This window comes from Shewanella sp. ULN5, assembly GCF_030731885.1.
GTDB lineage: Bacteria > Pseudomonadota > Gammaproteobacteria > Enterobacterales > Shewanellaceae > Shewanella > Shewanella holmiensis.
In genome coordinates this window covers 22,017-34,267 of record NZ_JAPJEE010000021.1, presented here as the reverse complement: position 1 = coordinate 34,267, position 12,251 = coordinate 22,017, and the positions used below count along the sequence as shown (strand labels likewise).

General features: G+C 42.7%; 13 protein-coding genes. 12 read left to right on the top strand and 1 reads right to left on the bottom strand.

Going from position 1 to position 12,251, the window contains the following annotated elements; genetic code table 11:
- Positions 1–165, bottom strand: coding sequence for a DUF2909 domain-containing protein (locus ORI98_RS16185; RefSeq protein ID WP_261297765.1), 165 nt, complete (start codon positions 163–165; stop codon positions 1–3).
- A gap of 1 nt (position 166) precedes the next feature.
- On the opposite strand from ORI98_RS16185, the gene ORI98_RS16180 reads away from it, so the two are divergent.
- The 12 genes from ORI98_RS16180 to ORI98_RS16125 all read left to right on the top strand — a co-directional run bounded on the left by ORI98_RS16180 (position 167) and on the right by ORI98_RS16125 (position 12,246).
- Positions 167–985, top strand: coding sequence for an SURF1 family protein (locus tag ORI98_RS16180; protein ID WP_371931183.1), 819 nt, complete (start codon positions 167–169; stop codon positions 983–985).
- Between the two features lie 41 nt (positions 986–1,026).
- On the top strand, positions 1,027–1,578 hold the full coding sequence (locus ORI98_RS16175) for a hypothetical protein (protein ID WP_306135926.1): 552 nt from the start codon (positions 1,027–1,029) through the stop codon (positions 1,576–1,578).
- Positions 1,578–2,558: a heme A synthase gene (locus ORI98_RS16170; RefSeq protein ID WP_261297767.1), complete on the top strand. Its 981-nt coding sequence runs from the start codon at positions 1,578–1,580 to the stop codon at positions 2,556–2,558. The genes ORI98_RS16175 and ORI98_RS16170 overlap by 1 nt, the downstream gene beginning before the upstream one ends.
- 15 nt (positions 2,559–2,573) lie before the next feature.
- Positions 2,574–3,482: a heme o synthase gene (gene cyoE, locus ORI98_RS16165; RefSeq protein ID WP_306135925.1), complete on the top strand. Its 909-nt coding sequence runs from the start codon at positions 2,574–2,576 to the stop codon at positions 3,480–3,482.
- A gap of 59 nt (positions 3,483–3,541) precedes the next feature.
- Positions 3,542–4,204, top strand: a complete 663-nt coding sequence (locus tag ORI98_RS16160) for an SCO family protein (protein WP_306135924.1) — start codon at positions 3,542–3,544, stop codon at positions 4,202–4,204.
- A gap of 232 nt (positions 4,205–4,436) precedes the next feature.
- A complete protein-coding gene (locus ORI98_RS16155) occupies positions 4,437–4,718 on the top strand; it encodes a lipid asymmetry maintenance protein MlaB (protein ID WP_261297770.1) in 282 nt (93 codons plus the stop codon).
- Between the two features lie 12 nt (positions 4,719–4,730).
- The gene (locus tag ORI98_RS16150; RefSeq protein ID WP_261297771.1) at positions 4,731–5,096 is read left to right on the top strand and encodes a response regulator; all 366 of its coding nucleotides are present in this window, start codon (positions 4,731–4,733) and stop codon (positions 5,094–5,096) included.
- A gap of 17 nt (positions 5,097–5,113) precedes the next feature.
- Entirely contained in the window at positions 5,114–7,459 is a 2,346-nt protein-coding gene (locus ORI98_RS16145) for a chemotaxis protein CheA (protein ID WP_306135923.1), read from the top strand.
- Between the two features lie 14 nt (positions 7,460–7,473).
- A complete protein-coding gene (locus ORI98_RS16140) occupies positions 7,474–8,010 on the top strand; it encodes a chemotaxis protein CheW (RefSeq protein WP_261297773.1) in 537 nt (178 codons plus the stop codon).
- 44 nt (positions 8,011–8,054) lie between these two features.
- Positions 8,055–10,253 (top strand): methyl-accepting chemotaxis protein, encoded by a 2,199-nt coding sequence (locus ORI98_RS16135; RefSeq protein ID WP_306135922.1) that lies wholly within the window; start codon positions 8,055–8,057, stop codon positions 10,251–10,253.
- A 95-nt stretch (positions 10,254–10,348) separates the two neighbouring features.
- Positions 10,349–11,218 carry a protein-glutamate O-methyltransferase CheR gene (locus ORI98_RS16130; RefSeq protein ID WP_342454493.1) on the top strand — a complete coding sequence of 290 codons (870 nt, stop codon included), beginning with the start codon at positions 10,349–10,351 and terminating at the stop codon, positions 11,216–11,218.
- Positions 11,215–12,246 (top strand): chemotaxis response regulator protein-glutamate methylesterase, encoded by a 1,032-nt coding sequence (locus ORI98_RS16125; RefSeq protein ID WP_306135921.1) that lies wholly within the window; start codon positions 11,215–11,217, stop codon positions 12,244–12,246. The genes ORI98_RS16130 and ORI98_RS16125 overlap by 4 nt, the downstream gene beginning before the upstream one ends.
- The last annotated feature ends 5 nt before the right edge of the window (positions 12,247–12,251 follow it).

The following is a 12,251-nucleotide window of genomic DNA, read 5'->3' as shown; positions in this document are numbered from 1 at the left end:
TTAATAAGGCCGTGGGTTAGGTTGAATAATGCCTAATGCCATGGCCAACAGCAGTAAAATAACAACAAGGGCAGAAAACATCACTCTTCGACCTAAAAAAGGACTCATAGATTGTTTGTTTTCTCCTTTAACCATAATAAATAATGCACGGGCTAAATTAAACATAATGAATACAAGCAGTAGCACTAAAACTAACTTAACTAACAATGGGGCTGTCACAGGCAATCCTCTTGCGGGTTTAGGTTGGGCCGCGTTTGTTTTTATTGTCATCACTGTGGCGGTGTTTAGCATTTTGGTCAAGTTAGGATTATGGCAACTGGAACGTGCAGAATTCAAACGTGTATGGGATATCACGTTAAGCGAGCGGCAAAACCAAGCAGCAATAAATTTTGATTCATTATTGCAAGTCATTGCGGAGCACACATCAAACGCTAATTCAGAACAACAAACCTTAACAGGATATCGCATTGCCGTATCGGTATCACCGGTATCGAAGCAGGTACTACTGCTCGATAATCAAATATACATGGGTCAGGTAGGTTATTTGGCTTATCAGGTGTTTCAAGTCAACGCCTCGTCACCGCATTTATTAGTTGAACTCGGTTTTGTGCCCGCCGATAAAGACCGCCGAATTTTGCCTGACATCAGCGCGATTTCATCGGGAAGATACAAGCTGATTGGACGCATTTATCAAAAACAGACCAATCCATTAAGCGATCATTTAATGGCTGAAACAGGTAACCCAATGCGCTTCCAAAATTTAAATATAGATGAATTATCGCAGCTGCTGGGGTATCCATTATTACCTGTGGTGTTGCAACCAGATAACGTACCTGATTTAAGTTTGCCACAACCGTGGCAACCTATTCCGTTATCAGCACAAAAACATCAAGGATATGCTTTACAGTGGTTCACTATGGCCGCGGTATTTTTAGGGTTAATGGCATGGCTGGCACACAAAAAGTGGCAAGCTGGCGCTCATTAAGCATTTTTCATCAACATTAAGCAGTAAGAAGAGGAGCTAGAATGAACTCCCAGCCCAAAAGAAGTAATAAAACACTCATCATATTGTTAGTCGTTTTTGTACTGCCCGTTGCCTTAGCCAAATTGGTATTAAGCTTAGATCTCTACCATGGCGGCGCCACCAACAAAGGGGCATTGTTAAATACCGAGCTGACCTACAGCGCGTTAAATATGGTGAATCCGAAACCACATCTGTGGCAAATGGTGTACTTGCTGCCTGAAAAATGTGACGAGCAATGTATGGATAGACTCTATGTGATTAACCAAAGTCATATAGCGCTAGGACGAGACCGAGACCGCGTTAGCCCAATTATATTACTGCAAAATAACAGCGACCTAGACGCACTTAAGCAACTCCATATTCAATTTGAAACAGCCCCCAGCAATGCACAAATAGCCGCATTATTAACCCAACAACAGATGATCATTATCGATCCGTTAGGCAGTCTAGTTATGCAATACGATGGCGTATCGGGTCGTGAGGCCAGCATAGCTCAAGGCAAATCAATGATTGCCGACCTGCGTAAAATGCTGAAGTTGTCGAGGGTTGGCTAATGCGCATTCCTCATCTCATCAAATTTACCCTAGTGTTCACCTTAATGGTGATTCTAATGGGGGCTTACACTCGATTATCTGATGCAGGTTTAGGCTGCCCTGATTGGCCAGGCTGTTACGGTCATTTAACCGTGCCGAATGAAAGTCATGAATTAGCGAAAGTGGAAGCGCACTTTCCCGAACATACCGTTGAACCTGAAAAAGCCTGGCTTGAAATGATCCACCGTTATATTGCGGGCACCTTGGGGTTACTCGTTTTAGTCATTTTGATTTTATGTTTAAAGCAACCTTCTGCGCCCAAAAAGCTCCCGATATTGATATCCGCTTTAATCATTTTTCAAGCGGCACTTGGCATGTGGACGGTCACCATGAAGCTGATGCCGATTGTGGTAATGTCACATCTTATAGGTGGGTTTAGTTTATTTTCATTATTATTCATTCTCTATTTACGTACCAAGCCCTTAAGGATCCCGGGCGGCGACTTATATGCCAGAAAGCTAGCCCCTATCGCCGCATTTGGGCTTGCAGTGTTGGTGATACAAATTATTTTAGGCGGCTGGACCTCATCAAACTACGCGGCCTTAGCCTGCACTACATTGCCGATTTGCGAAGGTAATTGGGTTGATAACTTACGCTTTGCCGATGCTTTTTCACCTTTTCAAGGCAACCATCCCAGTTTTGAATTTGGTGTTTTAGATTATGCGACCAGAATGACAATTCATATTAGCCACCGTATTTGGGGGGTATTAACCGCCATTATTTTAGTGTGGATTGCGATAAAACTATTAAAAGCACAATCATCCACAATGCGAAAAAGCGCCTTTTTACTAATTTTGTTAGTGATAGCGCAAGTGGCACTTGGGATCAGCAATGTAGTGATGCACTTACCATTAGGCATCGCAGTTTCTCACAATGGCGGCGCGGCATTACTGTTGCTAACCATGGTATTTATCAACTACGCCCTATGGCGTAAAGCGTAACCAGAGGACATAACAATGACAAAACCAATCATCCTCAACCCCCCCCATGAGGCTGTTACATTTCAATGGCGTGCCTATTTTGAAATGACCAAACCTAAAGTCGTCGCGTTAATGCTGCTCACTGTATTGGTCGGCATGTGTTTAGCGGTACCCGGCGTAGTGCCACTTCAGCCTCTTATTGTCGGCATGGTTGGCATTGGACTAATGGCTGGTGCTGCGGCAGCATTTAATCACTTAATAGACCGTCGCATTGATGGCTTAATGGCCCGCACTTATAACCGCCCTTTACCGAAAGGGAAAATCTCAGGCACCAAGGCTGCGGTATTTGCTGTATCCATTGGGTTGATAGGATTTGTCATGCTTTACGCCTGGGTAAATCCACTGACGGCCTGGCTAACCTTTGCCAGTTTAATCGGTTATGCCTTGGTTTATACCGCTTATTTGAAACGTGCTACCTCGCAAAATATTGTCATTGGCGGGTTAGCTGGCGCAATGCCACCACTATTAGGCTGGACAGCAGTCACTAACGAATTACACGGCCATGCTTTACTCTTGGTTATCATCATTTTCACCTGGACGCCGCCGCACTTTTGGGCATTGGCGATTCATCGCAGAAAAGAATATGCCAAAGTCGACATTCCCATGCTGCCAGTTACCCATGGTGTTGAATTTACTAAAACGTGTATTTTGCTTTATACCATTCTTCTTGCTATCGCGTGTTTACTGCCGGTATTAGTCGGCATGTGTGGTCCGGTTTATCTGGTCGGCTCAACGCTACTCAGTTGTGGGTTTATTTATAAAGCTTGGCAGCTTAAATACCATGACTATCAAGGCTTAGCGATGAATGTATTTAAATTTTCTATCTATCATTTGATGGTGTTATTCATCGTTTTGTTAGTTGATCACTATTTGTGGATTAACTAAATCCTGTTGCAATAAAGCTTGTTTAATAAGAATGACACTCATAACCAAGGGCGTGCTAAATGCGTAAACGCAGTATCATTGTGGCACTGATGGCGGTGGCGATAGGCGGTATCACGGCCTATCAATGGCAAACACCACCGGCCAATTCATCCACACAAATGCATCAATCTCAGTACAAAAATATCGAGCTGGCTACTGGCTTTATTTACGATAACCCAAGAAAACTAGCGACTTTTAGCCTCAGCGATCAACACGGCAACCCATTCACAAATCAAGATTTACAAGGTAAGTGGAGCCTCTTTTTTATTGGCTTCACCTCTTGCCCTGATGTCTGCCCAACCACATTAAATAAGCTAGCTGCCGCCTACCCTGAGCTGCAGCAAATCTCTGCCGATATACAGGTTGTTTTTGTGTCCGCCGATCCCCAACGCGATACCCAAGTTAAACGTTTAGACTACATCAACTTTTTTAACCGCGATTTTAAAGCCATAACGGCAGAACATAGCCAGTTGTTTCCTTTCAGCCGTGATCTCGGCTTTGTTTATGCTATGGTTGGGGAAGGAGAAAATTACCAAATCGATCACAGTGCTTCTTATGTACTGGTCTCCCCCACAGGCGAAAAAACCGCAGTGTTTAGGGCTAAGCCGAAACCCGGTTTACCACCTCAAATACTCAATGAAGAGTTAATTGCTGATTTTAAAAAGATTGTTAATAATGCATAAGCCGATTTAAGATCGGTTTACAATACTCGATTTGATCAGTAACGTGTGCTCTTGTGTTTAATACTATTTGAATTCACGCTTACAATTAGCTATACGCTATCCGCTAACTCTGCCCGTGAACCCGACTGCAACACTTGGTTTATAATAATCTACGTAAAACCATGATTAATATTGCTCAAATAGTAATAAAGGCTATATTTTAATAAGTTGCTGTTAACGGTTGGAATACTGCATGACTGAAACCACTCTAGATTTAGGCGCGGCGATTACAATTCGTAATATACAGCCAATATATTCTCAGCTTGCTAATCATTTACAGCAAACCACACCATTTATTATTGATGCCAGCAAACTGACCAAAGTGGATACTGCCGGAGCGCAGTTACTGTTTTTACTGCATCAAACCTGTATCAAACGGTCACTTAATGTTACTTGGCTTCCAGCCGATAAAGAGATATGCAAGCAATTAGCGTTACTCGCGATTACAATACCACCGCTAATTGGCTCAGTTTAAAGGACAGTTTTAATGAAAAAAATTCTGGCAGTCGACGATTCCACCTCCATGCGACAGATGGTCAGCTTTACCTTGCAAACAGCAGGATATGAAGTGCATGTCGCCGCTGATGGCAGTGAAGCTTTGACATTAGCCAAGCAAACTCAGTTTGATCTAGTGATCTCTGACATTAATATGCCCGTGATGGATGGCATTACGCTGATTAAAGAATTACGGGCGCTTGACCAGTACCGCTTTACGCCGTTATTGATGCTGACCACTGAATCTAGCCCAGAAAAAAAACAACAAGGGCGCGCCGCTGGTGCCACAGGCTGGATAGTTAAACCTTTTAATCCGGAACAACTTTTGGCAACCGCAGCCAAAGTACTCCGTTTTTAGTGATAAGCAGAGAATAAATGGATATTGATCTCAGTCAATTTAGCCAAGTTTTTTTTGAGGAAAGCTTAGAAGGACTCTCTAAAATGGAGTCTGAGCTATTGGCGATTGATATAGAAAATTTTGATCAGGAAAGTATCAATACAATATTCCGTGCTGCTCACTCCATTAAGGGCGGTAGTGCGACCTTTGGTTTTACCGAAGTAGCTAATTTTACGCATTTACTTGAAACGCTGTTAGACGAGATCCGCGAACACATCAGGCCAATGCAACCACAGCATGTTGAAATGTTGCTGGCATCGGTCGATGTAATACGCAATATGATTGATGCTTTAATGAAAGATCAAGCCTGCAATGATCCCGCATTTGCACCATTGATGAAGCGATTTGAACAAACCCTCGCCCAACCGTCAAATGCCAACATCAGCGCAGAAACAGACACGTTAAATGAACCACAATCATCTCCTAGTTTCCCTGTGTCAGAGACAGGCCTGGATCCGGATTTAACCCTTTGGCAAATCGACTTTAGCGCCGGCGAAGATATTTTACGTTGCGGTAACGATCCCATTTACATGTTTACTGAACTGGCAGAACTGGGGCAACTAAAAGTCACCTTAAAAGATGTCGCTTACCCAGATGTTGACGAATACGAAGCTGAAATTTGTTATCTGCAATGGCAATTATTGCTACTAACGGACACATCAATATCCCGCATTAAAGAAGTGTTTGAATGGGTAGAAAGTGAATGTGACATTCAATTTAATCAGCTTGAACGAACCCCCGAAACCGATGCCCAGTTTCTGTCGCCACTTGATGCAAAAGCTCCAGAAGAAGCCAATAACCAAGATGCTGTCAAAGAAGACTCATTCGTTATAACAGACGCCCCTGCGCCAACCCTGACAGAACCACAATCAGCCGCAGAACCAGCCAATAGTTTTGATATGACAAGTGCCTTGGCTGAAGCATTTGAACAACAAAATCACCCTAGCGCTCAAGCATTACCCATCGAACAAACCACTGTAAATACTGCAGATGTGCAGGCACAGATTGAAGTAAACGAGCTCCAAATAAGCAACACAACCACCTTTACCTCGACAAGTGAACAATCCAATAAATCAGTCGTCACCAAGCCTAGTTCACGCTCGACCGATATCAATCAAAGTTCAATACGGGTCAACATAGAAAAAGTCGATCAACTGATCAATATGGTCGGTGAATTAGTCATTACTCAAGCCATGTTAGGTCAAATAGGCCAACAAGAAACTATCAACCAAGAAACCCTTATTACGCTGCGATTAGGCTTAGAACAGTTGGCATCACACACCCGTGAATTACAAGAAAATGTAATGCAAATTAGAATGATGCCCATTTCATTTGCCTTCAATCGCTTTCCTAGGTTGGTGCACGACATTAGTTTGCAACTGGGCAAGAAAGTTGATTTAGTGTTAAGCGGCGAAGAAACCGAGCTCGATAAAACCGTAATGGAAAAAATTGTCGACCCACTGGTACATCTCGTGCGCAATTCATTGGATCACGGTATAGAGCTTCCCGAAAAAAGACGCGAACAAGGTAAACCTGAATTAGGCACAATCCAACTGAACGCATTTCACCGTGGCGGTAATATTATTATTGAAATCATTGATGATGGCGGTGGTTTGAATACAGACAAGATTCTCAGTATTGCGCGTAAAAAAGGCTTGGTTGCTGACAACGAACACCTGAACACAGAAGAGATCCACCAGCTCATATTTAAACCCGGCTTTTCAACTGCTGAGAATGTCTCAGGTCTTTCTGGCCGCGGTGTCGGCATGGATGTCGTTAAGCGAAACATCACCGAGCTGAATGGCGATATCAACCTAGCTTCAACACCAGGTAAAGGCAGCCATATAACGATTCGTCTGCCATTAACCCTTGCCATTTTAGATGGCCAATTAGTGCGAGTAGGTAACCATGTCTATGTCGTGCCACTGATGTCAATTCATGAGTCATTGCAGGTTTCAGAGCGCCAAATAAATTACCTAGGCAAAGATCAACAAGGTCATCGCCAAGAGGTTATTCATCTCCGAGAAGAATTCATTCCCATTGTTAAAGTATTTGAGCAATTCAATCATCAGGCCGATGCCCAAAAAATTGAAAAAGGTATCGTAATGATTGTCGACTGTAACAACAAAAAAGTCGGTTTACTGGTTGATGAACTCCTGTCGCAACAACAGGTGGTGATTAAAAATTTAGAAGTTAACTACACCAAAACACCCGGCATATCAGGGGCAACCATACTCGGTAACGGTGAAGTGGCACTGATCATAGATGTTATCAGCCTGACACATCTTTCTGGCATCGGCCATCACAAAGAACATGCGGCATAAAGGAGCGAATTAACGTGGATGTTTCGCATCAGCAATCGCAAGCAACTCAGGGTGATGTTAATCAACAATACTTAACATTCATTATGGGACCTGAAGAATACGGGGTAGAGATACTCTCAGTACAAGAAATACGCGGTTGGCAAAAAACCACTGCTATTCCCAATGCACCAGAATATGTCAAAGGGGTTATCAACTTGCGCGGCAATGTCGTGCCTATCATTGATTTGCGCCAACGTTTTGGGCTTAGTGAGCTTACCTACGGTCCAACAACCGTTGTGATTGTTGTTAAAGTTAAAATAGAAAAAAACAGTAAAGTCATTGGCATTGTGGTTGATGCGGTTTCCGATGTGATTATTGTCGACGATAAAAATTTAAGACCAACACCAGATTTTGGACTCGACACTGACGTTAGATTTATCAAAGGACTCACTAGTCTCAGCGACAAAATGGTGATTATTTTGGATGTACACAAACTATTAGGCAATGAGGTGTTACCCAGTGCTCAGCAGCTGTCTAGCATCATAGAACAACTCGAAATACCAGCAGCCTAAAAACATTTGGCCACGATAAGAATAAGTAAACAGAGGACGTAAACATGCCAGAAAATCAATCATCGCCAACCAGTGGCCTTCATCCTCTTGCATTTGGAGCGCCGCTATTGTGTGCACTCGCATTAGCATGCAGTTTGGCAGGGCTTGATGCTTTATGGGTAAACGCATTAATGCTATTAACCTTGTTGAGCACCCTATTTGTCATATTCCGACTACAGCAAAAAAATCAACGTCTTGTGAAAGCCACCCAAGATATTGCCAGTAGTTATGACACGGATCACACAGTTAATTTAGCTGAGTTTGAGGCGCCACATTGGCCACAACTACAGTCCGCGCTAAATCAATGGCATCAAGATACAATCAATAGCCGCTTTTACATGCAAGCATTAGATGCCTGCCAAGGTAATATCATGGTGGCAGATGAACATTACGACATCGTTTATCGTAACGAGTCGCTGTACAAAATGTTCAAGTCAAATGAACAAGTATTACAAAAAAGCCTGACTCGTTTATCTGTCGATGAATTGGTGGGTTCAAATATGGATATCTTCCATCAGCACCCAGAACACCAACGTAAGCTGATGGATAAGCTCACCACGCCTTACTGCACCAGATTTGTGATTGAAGGGTTATCTTTTAGATTAACCGCCACGCCTTTATTTAAAGATGATCAACGTATCGGTACGGTTGTTGAGTGGTTAGACATGACCGAGCAAGTAGCGAAAACACATAAAGAACACATGCTGGCCGCTGAAAACACCCGCCTAAAACAAGCATTAGACTGTGTCAGTGCCTGTACCATGGTGGCAGATAATGATAATCGTATTATTTATACTAACGATGCACTGCAAACCATGTTTGAAGATGCAGAAGAAGATGTAAGAACGGGCCTACCTAACTTTAATGCCAAACAGCTTGTGGGCGAACACATTGACGTTTTCCATAAAAATCCATCACATCAGCATAATGTGATTGCAGCGCTAAAAACGACCCACCGAGCCGAATTTGCAGTTGGAAGCCGAGTATTCAAATTTACCGCCAACCCTATTCAGGATGGGGAAGATAACCGTATTGGTACTGTGGTGGAGTGGGAAGACCGTACCGCTGAAGTCATGATTGAAAAAGAATTACACCAATTGCTTGGCGCTGCCAACCAAGGTGACTTAAGTCAACGATTAAGCTTAGAAGGTAAAGCCGGATTCTTCTTGTCACTATCTAAAGACCTCAACCAATTGCTCACGGTATCAGACAATATTTTATCAGACGTAGTAAAACTGTTTGACGCTTTGGCTCAAGGCGACTTAAGCCGTCAGCTTGAAGGATCTTACTCAGGTCAGTTTAACAAACTCCAGCAAGACGCCAACACCACAGTTGATCGCCTTACTGAGGTGCTCAGTGAAATTAGTGATGCCGCCAATACAGTTACCTCCAGTGCAGAGGAGATAACCCAAGGCAACATTGATTTAAGCCAGCGTACCGAAGAGCAAGCGGCATCATTAGAAGAAACCGCTGCCAGTATGGAACAAATGACCGCTACCGTTAAGCAAAGTGAAAACAACGCCTTGATTGCCAATAACCTTGCCATTGAAGCCAATCAAAAAGCAGAACAAGGTGGTAATGTGGTTAAACAAGCGGTAGTGGCAATGGATGCAATTACTGAGTCAAGTAAACGTATCGCTGACATTATTACCGTAATTGATGAAATTGCTTTCCAAACGAATTTATTAGCACTAAATGCCGCAGTAGAAGCCGCTAGAGCGGGTGAGCAAGGTCGTGGATTTGCAGTGGTCGCGGGTGAAGTGCGTAATTTGGCACAGCGCAGTGCTGGTGCCGCAAAAGAAATTAAAGAATTAATCAGAGACAGCGTTAATAAAGTCACTGACGGTACTCAACTTGTTAATCAGTCTGGTGAAACACTCAAAGACATTATGCTTTCTGTAAGCAAGGTAGCAGAAATGATCGCCCATATATCGATTGCAGCAGAAGAGCAGTCATCAGGTATTTTTGAGGTGAACAAATCTATTTCTCAAATGGATCAAATGACACAACAAAATGCGGCCTTGGTGGAAGAAATTGCCGCAGCAGGTGACACCATGACCGAGCAAGCACGTCAAATGAAGCGCAAACTGAGCTTCTTTAACACAGGTAATGCTGAAGTCGCCTTTGAAACTCAAAGCAAACAAAAATCGAAAATTAAACATATGGCCATTCAGGTAAGTAACGAAGATTGGCAAGAGTTCTAACGGCCTAAGTTTAATCATGCGATTAACCCCAAGTGTCATGCTTGAGGTTAATATTGTTTACGTGACACATTCGAAATGCTTAAGGGATTACATTTGTGGATAAGTGGCAGCAACAAGAATTCCCAATGAGCATAGCGGATTTCGATTTTTTACGAAATTTAGCTTATTCGCAAACAGGTATTGTGCTGCCAGAACGCAAAAAGCAGATGGTGTATTCGCGGTTATCCAGACGTGTTCGCACTTTGAGGCTGAGCACCTTCAGCCAATATTGCCACTACCTAGAAAATAACACCCAAGAGCTCCCTGAATTTATTAATGCACTCACCACAAATTTAACGGCCTTTTTTAGAGAAAAGCATCATTTTGTTCATTTAGATAAACAGATTTGCCCGCAGTGGCTGGCCGGTAAACAAAAAAGAATCCGTATTTGGTCAGCAGCGTGTTCGACAGGAGAAGAGGCTTACAGCATAGCGATGACACTGTATGGCCGAATTGATTTAAACCTATTTGATGTAAAAATTTTAGCTACTGATTTAAACACCCAGGTACTTGAAACGGCAAAAAAAGGCATTTATTCTGCGGAAGTATTACCTACAATACCTGCTAATTTTTCCGCAAAATACATAAAAACCTTACCCAATACTGAACAATTCTCCATCAAGCAGCGTATCAAAGATTTAGTACACTTTAAGCAGCTTAATCTACTACAAACTTGGCCGATGTCGGGGCCTTTCGATGTCATTTTTTGCCGAAATGTGTTTATCTACTTCGATAGTGATACAAAGCAGAGAATTATTAAAAAATTTAGAGCATTATTAAATGATGGTGGTTATTTAATCATAGGTCACGCTGAAACTATCAACGATTTTGCTGCTGATTTTGAATTTGTAGGACACACAATTTACCGCGCCCGAAAGCGTAAGGTGCCATTTTCACCTTTATTTCAACAACAGGAGGCTGAATGATTAAAGTACTCGTCATAGATGATTCAGCCTTCATGCGTCAGTTGCTGACCCATATGTTAGATGCTGACGACAACATTATTGTTGTAGGTGAAGCGGAAGACCCATACGAGGCCAGAGAGTTAATCAAACAACTTTCTCCCGACGTGCTAACACTTGATGTCGAAATGCCTAAAATGGATGGTTTAGCTTTTTTACGCAACTTAATGCGCTTAAGGCCCATGCCTGTGGTGATGGTGTCATCATTAACCCAAAAAGGCGCTGATGTTACCCTAGAGGCGTTATCTTTGGGTGCAATAGATTACGTTGCTAAGCCTAAAAACAATCATCAAAATAGCCTAGCATTATTTCAAAATAATTTAATTTATAAAGTCTTAGCTGCTGGGCAAATCACTTTTGATGCTCCACCACCTGTTCGCCATAATCTACAACCGAATTCAGACGTTAGTCATAAATTCAAAAACCGCTTAATTGCTATTGGTGCCTCAACCGGAGGCATTGAAGCGATACAAACCCTGCTAACGCCTTTACCTGCTAACCTGCCTCCAGTAGTGATTACTCAGCACATACCACCGGTTTTCAGTACCTCGTTTGCAGTCAGGCTGAATAAAAACTGCAACCTTAATGTGATTGAGGCTAAAGGGGGTGAAAAACTTACCCCAGGCTATGTGTATATTGCCCCTGGCGACAAGCATTTAGTGATCATCCGTGATGGTGCCCATTTTAAAACAAAATTATTGAATAGCGATCCCGTTAATAGGCACAAACCTTCAGTTGATGTGCTGTTTAACAGCGTGGCTGAACATGCCGCTAAAACCTCAATTGGCATCATACTAACCGGAATGGGTAATGATGGCAGTCAGGGCTTATTGAATATGAGGCAAAAAGGGGCGTATACCATCGCCCAAGATCAAGCCTCATCCGTTGTTTGGGGGATGCCTGGCTCAGCAGTAGAGATTAATGCTGCAAATGAAGTTTTACCTCTTGCCGATATCAGTAGTAAATTACTGACCTTACTGACAATCAATTAACGCGT